The organism is Acinetobacter sp. S-1 (assembly GCF_059579785.1).
Genome location: NZ_CM184207.1, coordinates 2,646,526 through 2,667,828 on the forward strand (window position 1 = coordinate 2,646,526; position 21,303 = coordinate 2,667,828).

General features: G+C 38.3%; 20 protein-coding genes and 1 tRNA gene. 13 read left to right on the forward strand and 8 right to left on the reverse strand.

Annotated elements, in window-relative coordinates; translation table 11 throughout:
- Nucleotides 1-111 precede the first annotated feature (111 nt).
- From AC52J8_RS12600 to AC52J8_RS12640, 9 genes are all read left to right on the forward strand, one after another.
- Nucleotides 112-534, forward strand: a complete 423-nt coding sequence (locus AC52J8_RS12600) for an Lrp/AsnC family transcriptional regulator (RefSeq protein ID WP_002001056.1) — start codon at nucleotides 112-114, stop codon at nucleotides 532-534.
- A 329-nt stretch (nucleotides 535-863) separates the two neighbouring features.
- Complete coding sequence (locus tag AC52J8_RS12605; RefSeq protein ID WP_086400133.1) at nucleotides 864-2,294, forward strand: gamma-aminobutyraldehyde dehydrogenase; 1,431 nt, start codon at nucleotides 864-866, stop codon at nucleotides 2,292-2,294.
- A gap of 28 nt (nucleotides 2,295-2,322) precedes the next feature.
- Nucleotides 2,323-3,093, forward strand: a complete 771-nt coding sequence (locus tag AC52J8_RS12610) for a nuclear transport factor 2 family protein (protein WP_086400134.1) — start codon at nucleotides 2,323-2,325, stop codon at nucleotides 3,091-3,093.
- Nucleotides 3,094-3,148: 55 nt separating this feature from the next.
- Nucleotides 3,149-3,868, forward strand: coding sequence for a FadR/GntR family transcriptional regulator (locus tag AC52J8_RS12615; RefSeq protein WP_001277426.1), 720 nt, complete (start codon nucleotides 3,149-3,151; stop codon nucleotides 3,866-3,868).
- A 65-nt stretch (nucleotides 3,869-3,933) separates the two neighbouring features.
- Entirely contained in the window at nucleotides 3,934-4,641 is a 708-nt protein-coding gene (locus tag AC52J8_RS12620; RefSeq protein ID WP_078220384.1) for a cache domain-containing protein, read from the forward strand.
- A gap of 186 nt (nucleotides 4,642-4,827) precedes the next feature.
- Nucleotides 4,828-6,159: an APC family permease gene (locus tag AC52J8_RS12625; protein WP_086400135.1), complete on the forward strand. Its 1,332-nt coding sequence runs from the start codon at nucleotides 4,828-4,830 to the stop codon at nucleotides 6,157-6,159.
- An 18-nt stretch (nucleotides 6,160-6,177) separates the two neighbouring features.
- A complete protein-coding gene (locus AC52J8_RS12630; protein ID WP_086400136.1) occupies nucleotides 6,178-7,623 on the forward strand; it encodes an NAD(P)/FAD-dependent oxidoreductase in 1,446 nt (481 codons plus the stop codon).
- 147 nt (nucleotides 7,624-7,770) lie between these two features.
- Nucleotides 7,771-9,129, forward strand: a complete 1,359-nt coding sequence (locus tag AC52J8_RS12635) for an amino acid permease (protein WP_086400137.1) — start codon at nucleotides 7,771-7,773, stop codon at nucleotides 9,127-9,129.
- 364 nt (nucleotides 9,130-9,493) lie between these two features.
- Complete coding sequence (locus tag AC52J8_RS12640; RefSeq protein ID WP_002120526.1) at nucleotides 9,494-9,853, forward strand: hypothetical protein; 360 nt, start codon at nucleotides 9,494-9,496, stop codon at nucleotides 9,851-9,853.
- 157 nt (nucleotides 9,854-10,010) lie between these two features.
- Here AC52J8_RS12640 and AC52J8_RS12645 read toward each other — a convergent pair whose 3' ends face one another.
- The 3 genes from AC52J8_RS12645 to AC52J8_RS12655 are packed head-to-tail and all read right to left on the reverse strand — an operon-like array spanning nucleotide 10,011 to nucleotide 11,745.
- Nucleotides 10,011-10,691: a DUF799 domain-containing protein gene (locus tag AC52J8_RS12645; RefSeq protein ID WP_002120567.1), complete on the reverse strand. Its 681-nt coding sequence runs from the start codon at nucleotides 10,689-10,691 to the stop codon at nucleotides 10,011-10,013.
- Nucleotides 10,688-11,056: a DUF4810 domain-containing protein gene (locus AC52J8_RS12650; RefSeq protein WP_005070471.1), complete on the reverse strand. Its 369-nt coding sequence runs from the start codon at nucleotides 11,054-11,056 to the stop codon at nucleotides 10,688-10,690. Before AC52J8_RS12650 ends, AC52J8_RS12645 begins: the two co-directional genes overlap by 4 nt.
- Before the next feature lie 17 nt (nucleotides 11,057-11,073).
- Complete coding sequence (locus AC52J8_RS12655; protein WP_002120578.1) at nucleotides 11,074-11,745, reverse strand: CsgG/HfaB family protein; 672 nt, start codon at nucleotides 11,743-11,745, stop codon at nucleotides 11,074-11,076.
- A 299-nt stretch (nucleotides 11,746-12,044) separates the two neighbouring features.
- On the opposite strand from AC52J8_RS12655, the gene AC52J8_RS12660 reads away from it, so the two are divergent.
- Nucleotides 12,045-12,515, forward strand: coding sequence for a hypothetical protein (locus tag AC52J8_RS12660; RefSeq protein WP_032063064.1), 471 nt, complete (start codon nucleotides 12,045-12,047; stop codon nucleotides 12,513-12,515).
- Nucleotides 12,516-12,655: 140 nt separating this feature from the next.
- Here AC52J8_RS12660 and AC52J8_RS12665 read toward each other — a convergent pair whose 3' ends face one another.
- Complete coding sequence (locus tag AC52J8_RS12665) at nucleotides 12,656-13,201, reverse strand: TetR/AcrR family transcriptional regulator (protein ID WP_198912071.1); 546 nt, start codon at nucleotides 13,199-13,201, stop codon at nucleotides 12,656-12,658.
- 920 nt (nucleotides 13,202-14,121) lie between these two features.
- On the opposite strand from AC52J8_RS12665, the gene AC52J8_RS12670 reads away from it, so the two are divergent.
- Nucleotides 14,122-15,210, forward strand: a complete 1,089-nt coding sequence (locus AC52J8_RS12670) for a YjgN family protein (protein WP_086400139.1) — start codon at nucleotides 14,122-14,124, stop codon at nucleotides 15,208-15,210.
- Between the two features lie 20 nt (nucleotides 15,211-15,230).
- A complete protein-coding gene (locus tag AC52J8_RS12675; protein WP_197738933.1) occupies nucleotides 15,231-16,331 on the forward strand; it encodes a M48 family metallopeptidase in 1,101 nt (366 codons plus the stop codon).
- Between the two features lie 11 nt (nucleotides 16,332-16,342).
- On the opposite strand, the gene AC52J8_RS12680 is transcribed toward AC52J8_RS12675, so the two are convergent.
- From AC52J8_RS12680 to AC52J8_RS12695, 4 genes are all read right to left on the reverse strand, one after another.
- Nucleotides 16,343-16,666, reverse strand: a complete 324-nt coding sequence (locus AC52J8_RS12680) for a hypothetical protein (RefSeq protein WP_208753495.1) — start codon at nucleotides 16,664-16,666, stop codon at nucleotides 16,343-16,345.
- 367 nt (nucleotides 16,667-17,033) lie between these two features.
- Nucleotides 17,034-17,123, reverse strand: a tRNA-Ser gene (locus tag AC52J8_RS12685).
- A gap of 85 nt (nucleotides 17,124-17,208) precedes the next feature.
- The gene (locus AC52J8_RS12690; protein ID WP_016802556.1) at nucleotides 17,209-19,239 is read right to left on the reverse strand and encodes an NADPH-dependent 2,4-dienoyl-CoA reductase; all 2,031 of its coding nucleotides are present in this window, start codon (nucleotides 19,237-19,239) and stop codon (nucleotides 17,209-17,211) included.
- Nucleotides 19,240-19,367: 128 nt separating this feature from the next.
- On the reverse strand, nucleotides 19,368-19,709 hold the full coding sequence (locus AC52J8_RS12695) for a hypothetical protein (RefSeq protein WP_228149114.1): 342 nt from the start codon (nucleotides 19,707-19,709) through the stop codon (nucleotides 19,368-19,370).
- A gap of 224 nt (nucleotides 19,710-19,933) precedes the next feature.
- Here AC52J8_RS12695 and argG point away from each other — a divergent pair, with 224 nt between their 5' ends.
- A complete protein-coding gene (gene argG, locus AC52J8_RS12700) occupies nucleotides 19,934-21,292 on the forward strand; it encodes an argininosuccinate synthase (RefSeq protein WP_014206117.1) in 1,359 nt (452 codons plus the stop codon).
- Nucleotides 21,293-21,303 lie beyond the last annotated feature (11 nt).

The window sequence follows — 21,303 nt, forward strand, 5'->3', positions numbered from 1 at the left end:
TATTAGGCTTAACTGATGACCCTATTATTCAAAATCAAATTGATTCACAAAATTTGTAATTCAGTCAAAAATGAATTATTTTTTACCAATTTGATAATTGACAATTACAATATGGATAACATTGATCAAATTATTTTAGGTTTACTTAAAGATAACGCACGGATGTCTGTTACAGAGTTAGCCGAAAAAGTTCACGTTTCAAGAGCAACTATCAAGAAGAGAATGGAGTATCTTGAGTCTTCGGGCATTATTACCGGATATACGGTTCGTTTTAAACCGAATGCTGAACGCAACGTCATCCGTGCATGGATGAGCATTATGGTCGAAGGCACTAAAGCACAGTCTGTAATTAAAGAATTACGCTTAGAAAGTGCCGTGGAATGTTTGCATAAAACCAATGGCAAATGGGACATTTTGGTTGAGCTACGCTCTGACACTTTAGAAAACTTCGATAAAGTATTAGAAAGAATCAGGAATATTTCAGGTATTTATAACAGTGAAACTAGCATTCTGCTTGCGAGTCATAAAACTTAATCATTCACTTTAATTTCAATAAATAAGAACTCGAAATTGATGAGCTAAGTATAAATCTTGGCTCCTCAAGCTGCTCTCGATTAGAAAATTATTCAATTATCTTTCATCAAATCGACTTAACTAGTACGACAATCAACCTCTCTTAAAAATCTTCAATAAATTTTTAATATTTTTTAAACAATCAAAATCAAAAACTTAAAATCCAATTTGATTTAAATCCCAACTTTTTTCGCTCACTCCCCTCATCAAAGCATTTGACAGAAAATTTAAAACATAATACATATAGTATTATATGTTATATGTTAAAACCTAAGGACAAGGTATAAAAAATGGCTAAAACTCAACTACAACACTTCATTAACGGCGAATATGTTGCTAGCAAAGGAAATGATTATTTCGATTTGGTCAGCCCAGTGACTGGTGAAGTTTATGCACAATCACCGAATGCAACCGAGGCAGAAGTTGATGCAGCTTATGCCGCTGCAAAAGAAGCATTTAAAATTTGGGGACGCAGTACACCTTCGACTCGTCAAAAAGCATTACTGAATTTAGCAGATGCTATTGAAGCAAATGCGGAGCGTTTAATTGAAGCACAAAGTCGTAATACGGGTCAGTTAAAACATTTAATCGCATCTGAGGAAGTAGGTGCATCAGCAGATCAGGTTCGTTTCTTTGCAGGTGCTGCTCGCCTACTCAATGGCACTGCTTCAGGTGAATATTTAGAAGGTTTAACCTCTTCTATTCGCCGCGAACCTGTCGGTGTAGTTGGACAAGTTACACCGTGGAACTATCCACTCATGATGGCTGTTTGGAAAATTGCTCCAGCTTTAGCCGCAGGTAATACCGTGGTACTTAAACCAAGTGATACGACGCCGGAAAGTACGCTTTTACTTGCTGAAATTGCTGCACCATTTTTCCCTAAAGGTGCATTTAACGTGGTGTTAGGCCAAGCTCAGGTGGGTTCAAAAGTTGTATCACATAAGACCCCTGCACTCGTTTCTATTACAGGCTCAGTTCGTGCGGGATTACAAGTTGCAGCTTCTGCCGCAGCAAATCTAGCGAAAGCGCATCTTGAGCTTGGTGGTAAAGCACCTGTAGTGATTTTTGAAGATGCTGACCTCGACAAAGCAGTTGAAATGATTGCTTTAACAGGCTATTTCAACGCAGGCCAAGACTGTACTGCAGCAACGCGTGTAATTGTGGCTGAATCTGTTCATGATGAATTTTTAAGCAAGTTAGTTGAAGCTGCAAAAAATACCCGTTTTGGTGAACCCGATGATCAAGACGCACTTTATGGCCCACTCAACAATGCCAACCAATTAAAAAATGTTAAAGCCTTTATCGAAAACTTACCTGCTCACGCCAAAGTTGAAACAGGTGGAAAACAAGCAGACCGTCCAGGCTTTTATTTTGAACCAACCGTTATTAGTGGCTTAAAACAACACGATGAAGCCATTCAAAATGAAATTTTTGGACCAGTGATTACCGTTCAAAAATTTACAGATGAAAACGATGCAATTGAAAAAGCCAACGATGTTGAATATGGCCTAGCTTCAAGTGTTTGGACCAAAGACCATGCCCGCGCCACTCGTCTTTCTCGTGAACTCGATTTCGGTACAGTTTGGATTAACACCCATATTCCTTTAACCGCAGAAATGCCACACGGCGGTTTCAAAAAATCAGGTTATGGTAAAGATTTATCTGGCTATGGTTTTGAAGAATATACTCGCGTTAAACATGTGATGAGTTCAAACGAATAATAACAATGCGTTTTGAAAGGAGATCAAAATGAATAAGCAAGAAATGAAAGCCTTGGTGACTAAAGCCCATCACGAGCTATTTAATTTGCACGACACCACTGCTTTGGACCGTTATTTTTCTGAAGACTTTATAGAGCACTCACCACTCGTTGCAAATGGCATTTCGGGCCTCCGCCAACTGGTAGAAGACTGCCCCGACATGCAACATGAAGCTGTACGTGTACTAGCAGATGGTGACTTGGTTGCAATTCATGGCCGCTTTCAAGGCTTAGATGAGAACCCTTTAGTCGGTTTTGATATTTACCGAGTAAAAGACGGCAAAATTGTGGAACACTGGGATGGTCTGGTGGCAGAAGCCGCGCCAAATGTGAGTGGTAGAACTCAATTAGATGGTCCGACTGAAATCGTCACTCACCATGACCCAGAGGAAAATCGTGAGATTGTGACCTCTTTCTTTAAGAAGTCATTAATTGATGGCAATTACGAAGCATTTAAAGAATACACTCACAACGATCAGTTCATTCAACATAGTCCAGACATTGGCGATGGTGTTAAAGCAGTCATTGATTTTTTGAACAATATCCGTAATGAAGGACAAGGTTTGGTATACTCCAAAACGCATCGCTCCATTGCTGATGGTCAATTTGTCTTGACACATTCCGAAGGAAGTATTGCCGGAAATCGACATGCCTATTTTGAATTATGGCGAGTCGATAATGGCAAAATTGTCGAACTTTGGGATGCAATACCAGCTGTGCCTGAAGATGAACAGGCCGTCCATCAATATGGCGTGTTTTAATCATTTATCCGTTTCATTAAGCTAAGTCTCTGACTTAGCTTTTAGAGAATTCGCCATGTCAGCATATACGATAATTTTTGCACCTATCGCTCAGGCAACTCGATCGGAACAAGTTGTAGAACGCTTGGAAAATGCAATTATCTCTGGATTGCTCAAAAGCAATGAACAGCTTCCTAACGAGGCGGATCTAGCTCGCTTAATGGGAGTGTCACCCATTACGGTCCGTGAAGCGTTAAATACTTTACGCGTAAAGGGTCTGATTGATACACGACGCGGGCGAAACGGCGGAAGCTTTGTTTGTGAGTTGCCCTCAGATTTACTTTTAAATAAGCATCCTCTACGTCAAGCTTCCAATGAATATCTAGCTGATTTAGGCGAGTTTCATAGTGCAATTTTAAGTCATGGTGCATATTTGGCAGCACAAAGAACTACTGAATATGAACTGGGTAAAATCAAAGAGCTTATTGATCAATTTGAACAGGCCGTTGAACCAGACACACGTGCCCAACTTGATTTACGTTGTTTGTTAACACTTACCTCTTTTGCTCAATCAGCTCGACTGGCAAATCAAGAGTTAACCATACAAGCCGAATGGGCACCGCTCATTGCTGTGCTTTATCAAGATGATCAATTTCATCAATTGGTCGTCGCACAATACCACCAACTTTTATCATCTTTTGTTCAAGGCAATGAAGATGATGCTGTTATTCAAGCGCGAAAAATCATTTCGATGCTAACAGACCAAATGCTTCGATATAAGTTATCTATTGAATAAAAACAATAAAGTAGAGCACTTATAAAATATCGAGTGAGAAATACGGAATTTTAGGAGTTATAGGAATGACCCAACATTTAGATATAGAAGAGCTTCAAAATTTGTTAAAGACGGTGGTTGAAGAAACGACAGCCATTACAGAAAAGCTGGCAACTAAAGCGAGCAAAATTCTTTCGAAACATGAACCTGAAAAAACAAAAGACGTTAAGCTTTCAGGTTCAGAACGCACAGCTTTGCAAAAGGAAATTAAAAAGGCATTACAGGAAAGCCATTACAGTCAAGGCATTGGTTTTGCAAGTTATAGCCCTGCAACGCAAGAAGAGCAAGATTATTGGACACTCGAATGGTGGTATAAAAAAGAAGATCAGTTGCAACAAGCCAAGCTTGAAAACTATCAAAATGCTCAGCGATTTTTAGATTTCCGCTCTTTTGAATGGTTCCATAAACCTGCTCAAAATAAAAGTCCGTGCATCCATGGGCCATATGTCGACTATATTTGCAATGGCGCATACACCATCACCCTTGCCCATCCGGTCATGATTCGTGATCAATTTATCGGTGTAATTGCTACCGATATTTTAGTTTCCGCACTCGAAAAAATTCTTATGCCGAAGCTTAAAAACATTAAACAAAAAGCAATTGTGATTAACGACTCTTCTCGAGTGATTACTTCAAATGACATCACCATCAGAACAGGCACATTATTTAAAGGCCAAGGCCCCGAGCAGGTTCTCTCACGACCGTGTCAATCTTTTCAACTGGTCGTGATCTAGAGTTATATCAAAGGTATAAGTATTTGATCTTGCTTTAGGGCATCACCAAGGCGAAACAGCCACCCACTTTTGTACAAACTTTCTCCAAATAGACGTGTTTAATCAAGTCTAGGGGAAGTTTTGGCTCAAAAATAGCATCGCTTTTCCGGATGAAAAGCAAAACAACGAATTTGAGGTTGAAATGACATGGAAAATAAAACGTCTTCCTTAAAAAAACTGTCTCTTTGGCAAGTCACGATTATTGGTATTGCCTACATGACTCCCATGACGGTGTTTGACACTTTCGGTATTGTCTCTGGCATTACCAATGGACACGTACCACTGGCCTATTTACTCGCTCTTGGCGCCATGTTACTCACTGCTTGGAGCTATGCAAGATTTAGTAAAAATTCTGAAAAATCAGGCTCGGCATATAGCTATACAGCTGAAAGTTTAGGGCCTAAAAGTGGCTTTTTTGTCGGTTGGTGCTCTCTGCTCGACTATTTGTTATTACCTCTCATTAATGTTTTGCTAGCTGCGATTTATCTGACCGCACTTATCCCAAGTCTGCCTTACTGGTTCTGGGTAATTGTATCGGCAAGCCTAGTCACTTTAGTAAACTGTTTCCGCATTCGGTTACTCGCCAATTTAAGCCTGTTGTTTGTGTTTGCACCCATCATACTCATGATCATTTTTGTTTATTTAGTGATTAAGGGTATTGGCTCCACTCAAGGTTATGAGCATGTGCTTACATTGGCGCCACTCTGGCATGAGCACCAATCTTTACTCCCCCTCGTTGCCGGTGCCTCAGTTTTGTGCTTTTCATTTTTGGGCTTTGATGCGGTTACCACGCTTTCTAATGAAACCAAACAACCCACCAAAAATATTCCCCGCGCAGTCATGTTAACGACTCTTGCGGGTGGACTTATTTTCTTCACAGCAGCTTGGTTTATTCAACTTTATTTTCCAAACAATCTACGCTTTCAGCATCCATCTGAAGCGTTGCCTGAAATTGTGCTTTACGTGGGTGGTGCTTTTTTCCAATCTGTATTCTTATGCGGACAAATTATGAACACTGTCGCCTCTGGCCTTGCCTCTCATGCCAGTGCTTCACGTTTACTGTATATAATGGGTACCGATAATATTTTCCCTAAAAAGTATTTTGGGACAATTCATATTTCATTAGGTACACCGTTTTTCTCGGTTTTGTTTGTTGGTCTTATTTCAATGTCAGCGGTTTTTCTAGATTTAGCCCAAGTCGTAAGCCTCATCAGCTTTGGTGCTCTAGTCGCTTTTACAGCCGTAAATTTCTCAGTTTTTATGAAGTTTTATATTAAAGATAAACAGCGTTCAGGGTTTAAAAATAAATTTCTAAACCTGTTTTTACCGCTTATATCAGTCTTTAGCATTATTTGTCTCTGGCTTAATCTCGATTCATCTTCACTCATGTTTGGTTGTTTCTGGTTAGCTTTAGGTATTCTCCTATTTATCTATAAAACGATTAAAAAACAAAGTATTGCTATTAGTAATGCTTATTAATTTTTAAGGAACTTTGTCATGAAAATTATTTCTAAACCTCAACTTTTAAAAGACGTGGAATATAAACCGAGTAAATCTCTACAAGTAGGTAAAGAGTGGAGCTGGTTAAATCCAAAACATGCAAAATTTGATACATCCACGGTTAATGGTACCTCGGTAGATAACCCTGCAAACTATTATGAAAGCTCACTTTCTGATTGGCATACTTTTGACAGTTTAAAAGCTGATATTGAATGTGATGTGGTAGTTATTGGCGGTGGTTTATTAGGTTCATCTACAGCCTTACATTTAGCTGAACAAGGCGTAGAAACTATTTTATTAGAAAAAAACCGTATAGGTAGCGCAGCTTCTGGACGCAATGGCGGACAACTCACCCCTGGTTTAGCTCGCTGGGAAGCTCAAGAAATGGCCGATCGCTTGAGTTATGAAGATGCTAAAAAACTCTGGCATTTTACCTCTACGGAAGCGATGCAACTCATTGATGACATCTCGGAAAAATACCAACTCAACTTTGACCGCAAATACGGCCACATTACTGCCGCTGTTCATGAAGGACATTTAGTTGGTTTAACACAAGGCGCCGATGCACGAAAATACTTAGGTGAAGACCATACGCGCATTGTAGGTAAACACGAACTCATGGACTTTATTAAGTCTGATTATTACACAGGTGGTTTAATTGATGAGTTAGGGGGACAAATTCATCCTTTAGCTTTAAACCGTGGCTTAATTTATGGCTTTTGCCAAAATGGCGGCACTGTTTATGAACAAACAGAAGTCATTTCAATAGAAGAAAAAGCAGATGGTATTTATGTTCAAACTGCAAATGCTGTCGTGAAAGCTAAAAAGTCTGTGGTGTTAGCCGTGCACCATGCTTCTTTTAAACTTTTATCAGAGCAAAACAATACTACTATTCCGTTCTATACTTATGTTGCAACGACAGCCCCGCTCGAGTTTGATACAAAAGAGATTTTACCGTTTGGGCACCCTGTTTATGACACACAGTTCCAAATTGATTACTACCGCCCTGTGTTTAATAACCGCTTATTGTTTGGTGGCCAAGGCACTGGCACATGCTGGGGACCAGAGAAAACTTTAAATTATCTAGAACATCGAATTCATACAGTTTTCCCTCAAATTAAAAATCTAGAGATGGATTTTGTCTGGAGTGGCACCACTGATTTAACCGTAAATGGTGCAGTCGATAGCCGTAAGTTTGGCAATAAATTCCCAATTTATGCTGTTCATGGCTGGAGTGGTCACGGCGTTGCTCAGACGGTACGTATTGGTAAAGCCATCGCGAATGACTTTGTTGGGCAATCTAACGACTTCGAAATGTTATCTAAAATTGACCATCAAAATATTATTTTTGGTCGTACCCTTGCTCCCGTTGTTATTCCACTCGCTAAAAGCATGTATGGCATTGGTGCAATGATTAATCCGGGCAAAATGGTATCTTTCTAATTTATAAAATAACCGATTTCAAAAAGGGATCCGTATAGCTTTGTACGGATCCCTTTTTTATTTAGCTGAGTAAAATTCTTTTCAATCTAGGTTATCCCTAACCAATCTATTACAATAGCGCCAGCTTTTTTATTCAGCGCATATATTTTGAGCAATTCATCTTCCCAATTAAAACGCGGACTTAAAAATCGCCATATCCAGTTAATCGCTATGGGTGGTGCTGTCGGGACAGGTTTATTTTTAGGCTCTGCACAAGTCATCCAGTCTGCTGGTCCTTCTATTATTTTAGGTTATGCCATCGTCGGTTTGGTCGCATTTTTAATTATGCGCCAAATGGGTGAAATGATCGTAGAAGAACCTGTGGTCGGTTCCTTTAGTTACTTTGCACAAAAATATTGGGGGAAATTCCCCGGTTTTTTATCGGGCTGGAACTATTGGGTGGTTTATATTCTGGTCGCGATGACCGAACTGACAGCAGTTGCTAAATATGTGCATTACTGGTGGCCCCACATTCCTGCTTGGATATCAGCCTTATTTTTCTTTGTTTTGGTCACATGTTTGAACTTAGGCAACGTTAAATTTTATGGCGAATCTGAGTTTTGGTTAGCTATTATTAAAGTTGCGGCGGTCATTGCCATGATCGTGTTTGGCTTATATTTATTGCTTACCGCGGGTAGTGACTCTATCGCTAGCTTTGCAAACTTATGGCAGCATGGCGGATTTTTCCCGCACGGGTTTTCAGGCCTATTTTATATGCTCGCCTTTTTAATGTTTGCATTTGGTGGTATTGAACTGATTGGGATGACTGCTGCTGAAGCCGAAAATCCTGAAAAAAGCATTCCACAAGCCATTAACCAAGTCATCTTTCGAATCTTGGTTTTCTATGTGGCTTCGCTTGCTATCATCATGTCACTCATTCCGTGGAATCAGCTTGACCTCGGTGGTTTAGATAAAAGTCCATTTGTGATGATTTTTAGCCAACTTGGGATTGGCTGGGCAGCGCATTTGCTTAACTTTATTATTTTAACAGCCGCACTGTCTGTTTATAACAGCGGCATGTACGCAAACAGCCGTATGTTATATGGCCTAGCAGTACAAGGCCATGCATCCAAAATTTTTACAAAAGTCAGTAAACAAGGGGTTCCAACGCCTGCTGTTATCTTTTCTTCTATCCTAATTTTTGGTTGCGTATTACTGAACTACTTTATCCCAGAAGAAGCTTTAAGCTATCTCATGTACATGGCTGTAGCAGCTTTAGTTTTAAACTGGGCAATCATTAGCTTTACTCATTTGAAGTTTAAACGTGCCATGAAACTTGAAGGTAAAGTTGCCAAGTTCCCTGCTCTATTTTCACCGTTAAGCAACTATATCGTTTTGATTTTTATTGGCATGATTTTATATATCATGTGGACTCAAGGATTTGAAAAATCGGTGATTTTAATTCCAATCTGGATTACATTCATGTTTGGATTATATAAATTTCTGAGTTGGAAAAAAGCACTCTAATATTCAAAAAAGGCTTATTCAAACAGGATAAGCCTTTTATCATTTAACAGCTTGTCACTCTAAGTAACTTTAGAAAAACCATTCACATTCTATTCATCATTATTAAATTGTTCTCTACTAGACACATGGATATGTAAGCCTTAGTCATTCTAAACATTGGTATTTAATGAGATAATTATTAAAGTACAAGTGTTTACATGATCTATAAATATTTGTGTCAATGTTCAGCTAAAATCAAAACAGACCAGTTTATCGTTACGATCACTCAATAGGCAAAAGATACTGCATCGCAAGACAGGTTCTTTACCCACTTAACTGATTTAGCTCTCAACTGTGTCACTCAATGATGAAGACAGGAAATTTTATGGAAAAAGCTCTGCAATGTCCTAAGTGTGGTTCTACAGAAATTGAAGCACGTGACCATGACAAATTACTTAGAACAACTGGCGGTGTTTTACTCACAGCTGCCGGTACAACGGCAGGCACTGTAGGTGGCGCTGCGACTGGTGCTACTGTTGGAGCAGCTATTGGTACTGTTGCTGGTCCTTTAGGTGTAATTGTTGGCGGAACTGTAGGGACTTTCGTTGGTGCCATTAGTGCAGGAATTACTGGCGGTGTAGTTGGTAATATTTTTGGTAAGAAAGCTGGCGTAATAATCGACAAGAATATTTTTCAAGATTATCGCTGTTTAAAATGTAAATACCGCTTTAAGCAAAAGAAGTAATTTAAATTAAATAGGAGAACTAGTTGCTCTAGCTCTCCTACCTAATCAAAAAATTTATAAACTATCTGGAATAATAAATTTTTATCTAGCATTTCATATAATTAATCTAGATAGCAGCCTATTTTTAATAAAGTAAAACTTTAGTTAAGACTTTAATTTACTTAGCTACTACTCCATCTTGTTGATATTTTGGTGAACGTGGACCATATAACAACCCCATACCCGGATTATAAGTCGTCGGGGTAAAAAGTTGAGTATTTACCATACTCGCTAATGGATAAGCCCGATCAGTAAAGCTGCCAGCAATCTGTTCAACTAAAGCACCGACGACCATTCCGATTAAACCCGCATTACCATCATTACTTGCTTGAACAAGTTTTTTCTCACCTGTCCAAATCACATCTCCAGTTTTTAAATCAACAAGCTTTGCATCAGCACTTACTGTCGCGACACTCTGAATCACTTGGTATTTAGAACCATATTCTTTAATTCGAATATATAAAGCTGCGTCTGCACCAAAAATCTCTTGTAATTTCTGGGGTGCAATAGACTGAGCATCACTACCATTAGTAACCCCATTCTCTTTAAACATATTGTCTACGACAGAGATTGGGAAAACGTAATAACCAGCTTCTGCCACAGGTGCCACCACAGTAGGCCAATAACTATAAGTCGCTTTTACATCAGGCGAATCATTGACTGGAGGCAATACCAAAATCGATTTTGGCATATGAGCTTTATAAGCTGTAATATCTTTATTAGGTTGTGGAGTAACGGCACATCCAGTAAATGCAAGGCTAGAGATAACCAAACCAGCAATTAGAAATTTCTTCATCATGATTTTGCATTCCCACCATTAGCATTCATTTTTTGCAATAAGCGATCCATTAAAACTGTAGATTCTGGATATACTTGTCGTTCAAGCTGGAAATACTCAATTGCTTTTTGAGAATTATTCTCTTGTAAATACAATAATCCTAAATGCGCATATAAACCTGGCGGAACGGCTAAGCCCTTGCCTTTAGTTTTCTCAATTTCAGCTTCTAATTTTGTGATTTGCGTACTTGGTGTCGCTTTCTCAGGTGAGTTATACATCAAATAGGTTTGATGAGTATAAGTTCCCCAATTATATAAAGGTTGAGGACCAGCGGCACACCCAACCAATCCCATAGCAAGAAAACTGCTTAAAAGAATTTTTTTCATTTAACACATATCCAAAATTATTGAATTGACCAACGGTTATTTTGAATATCTGTTACAAGATTATTAACTGCTTCACGAACAGCTAAATCAAGTACTTTGCCATTTAAAGTCGAATCATAAGAAGCTGTAGAGCCAAAACCTAATACTTCACGAGCACCTAAGGCATATTCACCCGCACCTTGTACGGAATGCACGACTTCAGATGTTTTTACATCAACGACATTTAGATTAACTTTTGCATAAGCAACTTGCTGTTTACCGCGACCTAAAATACCAAATAATTGCTGATCACCTACTTCTTTGCGACCAAACTCAGATACGTCACCTGTGAGAACATAACGAGCACCTTTAATAGATTGGCTTGTATTACTATACCCAACTTCTTGTTTAATCTCAGATAAATTGTCTCGATTTAAAACTGTAAAATAACCAGTTTGCTGTAAATGTGTCTCAAGAATAGTTTTCGCCTGTCCGCCTAGACGGTCTACATTGTCAGAGAAAACACCTCTCATATAACTAGAGCGGTTATCAAACTTACCGATAGAAACAGGAGCCTTTACTCCCGTATATTTAATTTGTGATGTAGCTACAGTTACTTGCGGGCTTTGTATCGTTCTTGAAGTTTCAGTAGTTGAACAAGCAATTAAACCGAAAGAACTCAAAGTAGTAATGATTAATATTTTTTTCATGTTTACTCTATAAAGATAAATAAATACAAAGAATACATATTATATACAAAAAGACTATCAAATAAGCGAATAAATTAGGACTCTAATAAAAAATTTATTTAATTCGTTTAAATAATTTTTAAAGAAGCAAAAAATTTATTCTATAGATAGTTAATTATATGAAACCTATTATTAGTAAATTAATCATGGTTTGCCGTGGTATAGAAAAATCTATCTATGATATAAAAATCAGCCACTTACTTTACGCTTTAAAGAAGATATGAAACAATTATGCCCTAATACAACTTCTGAAATTACAAATGAAAAAATTATTACTTTTAAGCTTAGTTAGCATTTTCAGCTCATATAGTTTTGCAGAGGACAATAGCTCGATTTATCGGGGACTTGGTACTGGTCCTGAAGATTTTTTAAAGTTTCAAATTCTTAAACAAAAAGGTTTCCTAGCCAAAAAACCTAATATTTCAAGAGCAGACTATAACGATATATACAAACTCAAAAAACCTTATGAATTTATGGGACAAAACGTTGTGCTTATTTCAGATGAATATATGTCTGAATATGTGGGCTGTTGTGTGAGTGAAGGTTGGGGAGCTGTATTTAAGCAAACCACCAATTTAATATTAATTGAAAAATTTGCAAAAAAGAATCAATGTAATATCGCTCCGATAGAAACCGATAGCACTTACTATGGGTTTAAAATTAGTTCTCTACCAAAAGGTAATTACTATGAATTATCCTGCCGCGAACGTGATTTAGATGAGTCTCAATAAGTCAAAATTAAACTCTGAAAATAAGAGCCAATATTCCTGTTTAGCTTAAAATATCAGCCCCATATAAACTAAGTGAGCAAGATGCTTTTGAACTACCTTTTCAAAAGCATCTTGTTCCAAAGCACTATTCCTCAAGTTATTTAAAAAAACCGCTCCAACACCTCATCCCTCTCACTCAAACTATTGGTACTTAAAAACCCAAACATCAAACCATCTATTAGATTTAAAACCATATCGGCATCAGGTTTTAAGCCACGACTTTCTAGACTAAATATCAAATCAAAAAGTTCTTTAAGTAACCATTTTCGATATTCAATCGCCATGCGGTAAGCTCGAGTATAAAGCAGTTTTAGTTCAAAAATGGCTTTAAATAAAAGATGGTAAAAGCTATTCACATCGACATGTAAGCGAACAATTTCTTTGAGTTTATCGGCTGCGTTTGGGTAGCGGTGTGAGTAGACAATTGCCAGTACTTCTTCTTTGAGTCGGCTTTTTTGAAAGATTAGACACATTTCAACAAGGCGTTCTTTCGAGTGAAAAAAGTAGTTATAAAACGTGGCTTTTTGAATTTTAGATTTTTTAATAATCAGGTCTACGCCTGCATTGTGAAATCCATGCGTGGTAAAGAGTTGGATGGCAGTTTGAACAACCTGTAATTTTTTGGAAGATATTTCTAAAGTTGGCATCGTTTTACCGTTATAAATTCTTGTTGTGTCTAAATGAGATAAAAAGCCTGTGCCCTTTCTGGGAGAAAAAAAGGCGCAGCAATGCCGTAAGACGGTGCTTGGCACATCTCAAGTTTTGTTTTGCTAAGTTTTAAGTAAAAATGACTTAAAGCCTGAAAACCTTATGGCATTCAAACTGCTTTAAATTTTTAAGTTGTGTCGTTATAGCTTTTGGCAAAGGCTGCCAAGAAATAATGAATGTGCAAAGCCAACTCCTTTTTTATTGGGAGTTCTGCCAAATCATTAAAATTATGGTGGCAGAACGAAAGGGGGTTCGCAGACTGGTCATAGATCCAGCACACCCGTGGGTGTCCCCCTCCCGTTCCACCGTAGAGGGGGCACGAGGGGCTAGACACTAAAGGTATAAAACCTTTAATGCTTCTATGAGACGGTCTGCGACAACCGACTGGCAATGTGGCCAGCATGCGAAGAATAGTATTCAACTCTCTTACAGTCAAGCACACAAAATGACATTTGTTTTAAATTAGATCATTAAAAAGTAAGGATAAATAATGAATGAGTTATTGTTAAAGTGGGGTTTATAACGGGATTGAAATTTATATAGATATATTAGTTTCAACAGGTAAGATTAGAATATAAAAAATGGTAAATGATGAAATTAATGATGTAGAAAGTTTTCCTTAGAATTACTACTAAATTTACAATCACAATAAGTCACCGATGCCTTTAAACCTATTATTTATACTTCTCGCGATAAGCTTTCTGCTCGAAACAACTCAATAAGAATATAATGGTAAAAATAGTTGTTTGCTTTTCATTCTATTTATTTCAATTTATAAAAAATATATAATATTCTCAATAGTTTTCTAATTATCTATTACATTCAATCAAGATCATATATTTTCAATAAAGAGAATAAAATGCAAGACCAAGCTTTAACCTCTCTTCCTCAAGATGTAAATGAGGATCAAAATATTACAACTCCACCAATTTCACATTCAGGAATTCATCATTTTAAATTTCATGGGAATGCCTCAGAATATTTTGGAATCTGGATCGTTAATATTCTTTTGACTATTATTACTTTGAGCTTATATGCACCTTGGGCCAAAGTTCGTCGCCTACGCTATTTTTATGGCAATACAGAATTTTTTGAACGCCGCTTTGATTTTACAGGGATTCCAACCAAGATTTTGATTGGACGTTTAATTGCATTAGGAATTTACGTCGTATTTGCAATTTCATCACAGTATTCAATGATTGCGACTGTGGTTGGACTAGTTGCGCTATATGCAGCAGTACCTTGGCTAATTCGCGCTACTTTGCGTTTTACTGCAAGAAATAGTAAGTTCGGCAACGCACGTTTTTATTTTGGTGGAACGATAAAAGAATCTTATAAAGTCTTTCTTTTGAGTATATTGGTATATATTTTCACTTTAGGAATCTTTACACCTGTCGCTATTTGGCTATATAAAAAATATTATCTTAACAACTTATATGCTGGACAATTAAATTTTAAATTAAACGCGAAATGGTCTGCATATATGGCTGCAGTTTATATACCAGTTTTTATTGCAATTGGTGTAATTGCTATTTTTTCAATCATTTACTTTGCTATGGCAGGAACAATTGCTGGAGTCTCACCAAACGCTATATTCTTCGGAATATTTACGGTATATGCATTTATTGGATTATTTATTTATCCATTAATTTCTGCTCGTATTTTTATTACGACATGGAACAATACTACAATTGGGAACAGTCAATTTAAAACAGACTGTAACCAATGGCGTTTCGCATGGATTGTAGCCTCGAACTGGATTGTAAAAATCTTATCCCTAGGTTTAATGTCTGCTTGGGCTGCAGTTCGTATTCACAAATACAAAATTGAATCGATGAGTTTAATTTTATTAGATGATCCAGATCAAATGATGAATCTCGCTCAACAAGAGCAAAGTGCTTTAGCTGAAGAAATCAGTGATATTTTTGATATCGACATCTCTTTATAACAATCTGAGTTTAATAATTTATGTCCCACGCAGTAGATATCACTTTCTATGATGGCCTAGTGTCTAAACCATACCCTGCTCAGATTTCAGCTCAATCTGAATCTGAAGTTCTAATTCGGTATGGTGAGCAATTAGAACTTCAGCGTCATTATCAATATAGTGATATGAAATTGATTGGTGCGCTGGGACAGTTACACCCAGTAATTGAATTATCTGATGATGCACGGATTGAATTTCATAGTGCATTACCTGAATGGTTTAATTACTCAACTAAAAAGGTTCAACATTCGATCTGGAAGTTTGAACGTTCTCCGGGTCTTATTCTTTTTAGTGTAATTTTTGTGATTACTTTTGCGATCAGTCTAGTGAAATGGGGGGTTCCAGCAACGTCCCATTATCTCGCTTTTCAATTACCTGAGAATACTTTAAAGAAACTAGGTGATGAAGCAGAGAATTATGTATTAAATAATTGGACTGCACCCAGCCAATTAGCACAAACTCAAAAAGATCAAATTACTAAACAGTATTTGAATACTGTTGCTGAAAACAAACCAGCTAAATTAGTCTTCCGTAAAGGCGATCAGTTAGGGGCTAATGCTGTAGCGCTACCCAATAATACGATTATCATCACAGATGAACTGATCAAATTGGCACATACGAATCAAGAAATCTTAGGCGTATTAGCCCATGAACAAGGCCATTTGGTTTATCGCCATAGTTTGCAACAAGGGTTAACGAGTTTAGGCCTAAGTATATTATACATTGCAATGACAGGAGATAATTCAGACTTATTTACGTCCTTACCTGCCGCTATGATTGGTGCAAATTACTCACGTAAATTTGAATCCGAAGCCGATCTATATGCTTTACAGTTAATGGATAAGAAGCATATCGAAGTCTCCCACTTTGCAAATTTCTTACAACGTTTAAGCGATACAACAGAAGAAGGTATCGATAAAAAGAATCAGGCCAACCCAGCAACTTCTCAAGAAGAATCTTCAGCTAATAAATTATCTACAGCTGTTCTTGATGCTTTATCCTCTCATCCTGCAACCGAAGAGCGTATTCGAATGGTTCATGATTTTGAGAAAAAACAGAAAGGTGCACAAAATAATTTATAGGTACACAGAGTCTATCTAGAAAATTTATGGTCTTTAGGAAGTGGGGCATCACATGGTTGATCTGTCTTTACGTTGACCATTTTCACAGGTCCATCATTGTAGATTGTTACCTTGCAGCCTTTTACGACATATTCCTGTTGAATACCACCGTACATTTCATCCTCAGAAACAGCAGATGCAACATCACAAGCCTCATCAGCACGACATATAGCCTCTTGCCCACCAACCTCTACAGCTTCTGCTTCAGCGGCTTCCATTGCGTCTCCAGCACTCTCCTGTACTTCAGCACCTACAGCCTGTATCTTTGCTGCATATGTATTTGAAAGATTCATCATAAGAAAAATTGCAAGAAATAACTTACTACGGTGATTTATTAAATTCATGAACTATCCATATCTCTTAATTTAAATTTGGTACATATCAGGCGATTTTACTTTGCAAGTTAGTGATGCAAAGGGCTTAGTATTATAAGGAGCTATTCTACCCATAATTATACATATAGCAGCAATAGTCGCCCCGAAAGAATTCATCAAACAATTATAAGATATTGACCATTATGAGGGTGCGATTAACTACACAATATAAAATTAAACTGAAATCAAAATCTGTCTAACTCAATCCAAATTTTTATGTGGGGTAGAATGAGGGGTAAAATAATAGATATAAAAAAAGCCCCTGTTTTTAACAAGGGCTTTTCGAATTTGGCGGAAGCGGTGAGATTCGAACTCACGGAGGACTCACACCCTCGTCGGTTTTCAAGACCGGTGCATTAAACCGCTCTGCCACGCTTCCATGTGCGTAAGAATACAAAGCTTATTCATTTTATTCAAGAAAAATATCATTGCTTTGTGTTCAAGTGCATATTGTTTCATCAATTTTACAGTTGAGCAGCCAATTCTGCTCCTTCTTTGATCGCACGCTTGGCATCTAGCTCTGCTGCGAGCTTTGCACCACCAATAATATGATAGTTCGCTATAGTCGACTCACCTTCTTTTGGCATCAAGTCTTTTACCGACTCTTGACCTGCACACACCACAACTGTATCTACACGTAAAAGTTGATCTTGCCCATTGTGCTCAATCCAAAGTCCTTCATCAGTGACTGCTTTATATTGCACACCACGCAGCATACGTACGCCATGCTTTTTAAGCTGTGCACGGTGTACCCAACCCGAAGTCTTGCCAAGGCCAATACCGAGTGGTGTGGTTTTACGTTGTAGTAAATAAATTTCACGGATTGCTGGTTCAACTTCTGGGGGCTGCATACCACCTTCAGAAACATAGTTCGGATCTGGGTCTACACCCCATTCACGTTGCCAATCTGCTAAAGGTTGAGGCTGTGGTTGATGTGGCGGTTTAAGTAAAAATTCTGACACGTCAAAACCAATACCACCCGCACCAATCACTGCAACCTTTTGCCCGACTTCTGCCCCTTTCAAAACTTGAGCATAAGAAAGGACTTGTGGCGCGTCACTTCCTTCAATTTTTAATGCACGAGGGATTACACCTGTTGCAACAATCACTTCATCAAAACCTTCGCGTTCAAGCTGCTCACGATTTACGCGAGTATTTAAACGTACGTCCACTCCAGTTTTTTCCAGTTGGACTTTAAAGTAGCGGATTGTCTCGTGAAATTCTTCTTTGCCTGGTACAACTTTGGCAAAGTTAAATTGACCACCTACATCCGAAGTTGCCTCAAACAGCGTCACTGCATGGCCACGGCTTGCCGCAACAGTTGCCGCCGACATACCCGCTACTCCACCGCCAACAACTGCAATTCGCTTAGGCTGTTTAGTCTTTAAATAGACCAGTTCAGTTTCATGGCCTGCACGAGGGTTAACCAAACAAGATACACGCTTATTTTTAAAAGCATGGTCTAAACAGGCTTGGTTACATGCAATACAGGTATTAATTTCATCAACGCGGTTAGTCGCAGTTTTATTTACCCAAAATGCATCGGCCAATAAAGGACGTGCCATTTGAACCATATCTGCTTTGCCAGTTGCCAAAATTTCTTCGGCAGTTTCAGGCATGTTAATACGGTTTGACGCAATAATCGGAATAGAAATATGTTGTTTTACATGAGCAGTGTAGTCGACAAAAGCTGCACGAGGCACAGATGTTACAATGGTCGGCACACGAGCTTCATGCCAGCCAATGCCGGTATTTAATAAAGTCACCCCTGCTTTTTCTAAAGCTTTGGCTACAGTCACCACCTCTTGCATGGTGTTACCGTCATGGACTAAATCAAGTAAAGACAAGCGGAAACAGATAATAAATTTCTCACCGACTTTGGCACGAATCGCTTTAACAATCTCGACTGGAAAGCGCATACGGTTTTCAATTTCACCACCCCAACGGTCAGTACGCTGGTTCACGTGGCGACTTAAAAACTGGTTAATTAAATAACCTTCCGAGCCCATAATTTCGACGCCGTCATAACCTGCTTTTTTGGCAATGTCAGCGCACTGTGCGTAATCTTCTATTGTGCTCAGAATATTTTTTTCAGAAAGCTGGCGTGGTTTAAACGGTGAAATAGGAGATTTAATTGCAGTTGAAGACACAACAAACGGCTGGTAACCATAGCGACCTGCATGCAAAATTTGCATTAAGATTTTAGAACCATGTTTATGCACAGCATGTGTAACCAGACGATGCTGTGGAATATCAAATAAGCTATTCATGGTTCCGCCAGCAGGTGCTAACCATCCTTGACGGTTCGGTGAAATACCACCTGTCACAATCAGGCCAACCCCACCTTTTGCACGCTCTTCAAAATAAGCTGCCAGTTTTGGATAATTGTAAAAACGGTCTTCAAGCCCCGTATGCATGGAACCCATCACCACACGGTTTTTAATGGTGGTAAAGCCTAGATGTAATGGTTTTAATAAATTGGCGTAACTTGTCATGCTGCGTCCCAATAATTTTTTGCAACTTGTTGCATAGTACTTTAATACTTTTTTGATAATTTTGGATGACCATGCAAAGAAATTTATCGGAGCTTATGGTCAATCCAGTAAAACAGCTCCTATTGCTTTTATTTAATGACGCTAATGAAATCTAGCTCTTTCTCCCATTTATATAATAAAAACAGCATAATCACGCCAAGAATGGTTCCAATAGGAAATGCAAAAAGTAAAAATATCGTTAGAAAAAGAGAAATATATCTAGAATTTTTTGTGCCATCTAAAACTCGTTTTGCAGCGTATATATGGAGTCCAATAACTACCCCTTTTCCAATAATTCCACCAAGTAAATATGTAGGAATAGGGTCATTTAATGCCATGTAATGGTAAATCATATAAATCGCGTCGAGTACTGTGATCGCAGCCACAACATAGTGTGCACGTGATAAGCCAATATTTTTCTTCATATTCATCCTGTTTTCTTTTTAAGTTATTAAAAGTCTTTTCTTATTTGGACAACCATACTTCATTTAACTCTTCTTATTCTATAAATAGCCTTATATTTTTTATCAAATTAAAACTTCAAATCAGAACAAGTGAATTAATGCTTTTTTTGCGAAAAAAAGCACCATGAATAGTGCTACAATAGCCGCCATTCAGAATTCTCAAGACCGCCTATATGGGGTCTTTTTCATAAATGTTAGGATTAGCAATGACTGATAATGCAACTATCTTGCAGCATGTACCAGTAGGCAAAAAAGTTGGGATTGCCTTCTCTGGAGGCCTAGACACTTCAGCTGCCTTATTGTGGATGAAACAAAAAGGCGCAGAACCTTATGCATATACTGCAAACTTAGGTCAGCCTGATGAAGATGACTACGATGCAATTCCAAAGAAAGCAGAACAATACGGCGCTGTAAAAGCTCGCTTAATTGACTGCCGCTTACAACTTGCGCTTGAAGGTATTGCTGCGATTCAGTGTGGTGCATTCCATATCAGTACAGGTGGTGTTCCTTATTTCAATACGACTCCACTCGGTCGTGCAGTAACAGGCACAATGCTAGTTACCGCAATGAAAGAAGATGACGTAAACATCTGGGGTGACGGTTCAACTTATAAAGGTAACGATATTGAACGTTTCTATCGTTATGGTTTGTTGACTAACCCGAATCTTAAAATTTATAAGCCTTGGTTAGATCAAAACTTCATCGACGAGCTCGGTGGCCGTGCTGAAATGTCACAGTTCCTGATCGACAACGGTTTTGACTACAAAATGTCAAAAGAAAAAGCGTACTCGACTGACTCAAATATGTTGGGTGCAACTCACGAAGCAAAAGATCTTGAATACTTAAATGCTGGTATCAAAATCGTTGACCCAATTATGGGCGTTGCTTTCTGGAAAGATGAAGTTGAAATTACTCCAGAAGAAGTGACTGTACGTTTTGAAGAAGGTGTACCTGTTGCCTTAAACGGTCAAACTTTTGACAATCCGGTTGAGCTTATTCTTGAAGCAAACCGTATTGGTGGCCGTCATGGTTTAGGTATGTCTGACCAAATCGAAAACCGTATTATCGAAGCAAAATCTCGTGGTATTTATGAAGCACCGGGTATGGCCCTTCTTCATATTGCTTATGAGCGTTTGGTTACTGGTATTCATAACGAAGATACGATCGAACAATACCGCATTAACGGTTTACGTTTAGGTCGTTTACTTTACCAAGGCCGCTGGTTCGACTCTCAAGCACTTATGTTGCGTGAAACTGCACAGCGTTGGGTTGCTAAAGCGATTACTGGTGAAGTAACTCTTGAGCTTCGTCGTGGTAATGACTACACCATCATGAACACTGAATCTCCGAACTTAACGTACGAAGCTGAACGTTTAACAATGGAAAAAGGCGATTCAATGTTTACGCCAATGGACCGTATTGGTCAATTGACGATGCGTAACCTCGACATTACCGATACACGTGCAAAACTTGGTATCTATACAGATGCTGGTTTGCTTTCAATCGGTCAAGGTTCTGCTGTGCCACAACTCGATAGCAAGAAGAAATAATTTTCTTACTT

Bases quoted from the DNA above. Each gene is read 5' to 3' on its own strand.
- AC52J8_RS12655 (WP_002120578.1), bottom strand. From the start codon at position 11,745: ATGAAAAAAATATTAATCATTACTACTTTGAGTTCTTTCGGTTTAATT.
- AC52J8_RS12675 (WP_197738933.1), top strand. From the start codon at position 15,231: ATGTCCCACGCAGTAGATATCACTTTCTATGATGGCCTAGTGTCTAAA.
- AC52J8_RS12605 (WP_086400133.1), top strand. From the start codon at position 864: ATGGCTAAAACTCAACTACAACACTTCATTAACGGCGAATATGTTGCT.
- AC52J8_RS12650 (WP_005070471.1), bottom strand. From the start codon at position 11,056: ATGAAAAAAATTCTTTTAAGCAGTTTTCTTGCTATGGGATTGGTTGGG.
- AC52J8_RS12620 (WP_078220384.1), top strand. From the start codon at position 3,934: ATGACCCAACATTTAGATATAGAAGAGCTTCAAAATTTGTTAAAGACG.
- AC52J8_RS12690 (WP_016802556.1), bottom strand. From the start codon at position 19,239: ATGACAAGTTACGCCAATTTATTAAAACCATTACATCTAGGCTTTACC.
- AC52J8_RS12610 (WP_086400134.1), top strand. From the start codon at position 2,323: ATGAATAAGCAAGAAATGAAAGCCTTGGTGACTAAAGCCCATCACGAG.
- AC52J8_RS12670 (WP_086400139.1), top strand. From the start codon at position 14,122: ATGCAAGACCAAGCTTTAACCTCTCTTCCTCAAGATGTAAATGAGGAT.
- AC52J8_RS12625 (WP_086400135.1), top strand. From the start codon at position 4,828: ATGGAAAATAAAACGTCTTCCTTAAAAAAACTGTCTCTTTGGCAAGTC.
- AC52J8_RS12600 (WP_002001056.1), top strand. From the start codon at position 112: ATGGATAACATTGATCAAATTATTTTAGGTTTACTTAAAGATAACGCA.
- argG (WP_014206117.1), top strand. From the start codon at position 19,934: ATGTTAGGATTAGCAATGACTGATAATGCAACTATCTTGCAGCATGTA.
- AC52J8_RS12615 (WP_001277426.1), top strand. From the start codon at position 3,149: ATGTCAGCATATACGATAATTTTTGCACCTATCGCTCAGGCAACTCGA.
- AC52J8_RS12680 (WP_208753495.1), bottom strand. From the start codon at position 16,666: ATGATGAATCTTTCAAATACATATGCAGCAAAGATACAGGCTGTAGGT.
- AC52J8_RS12695 (WP_228149114.1), bottom strand. From the start codon at position 19,709: ATGAATATGAAGAAAAATATTGGCTTATCACGTGCACACTATGTTGTG.
- AC52J8_RS12630 (WP_086400136.1), top strand. From the start codon at position 6,178: ATGAAAATTATTTCTAAACCTCAACTTTTAAAAGACGTGGAATATAAA.
- AC52J8_RS12660 (WP_032063064.1), top strand. From the start codon at position 12,045: ATGAAAAAATTATTACTTTTAAGCTTAGTTAGCATTTTCAGCTCATAT.
- AC52J8_RS12640 (WP_002120526.1), top strand. From the start codon at position 9,494: ATGGAAAAAGCTCTGCAATGTCCTAAGTGTGGTTCTACAGAAATTGAA.
- AC52J8_RS12665 (WP_198912071.1), bottom strand. From the start codon at position 13,201: ATGCCAACTTTAGAAATATCTTCCAAAAAATTACAGGTTGTTCAAACT.
- AC52J8_RS12645 (WP_002120567.1), bottom strand. From the start codon at position 10,691: ATGATGAAGAAATTTCTAATTGCTGGTTTGGTTATCTCTAGCCTTGCA.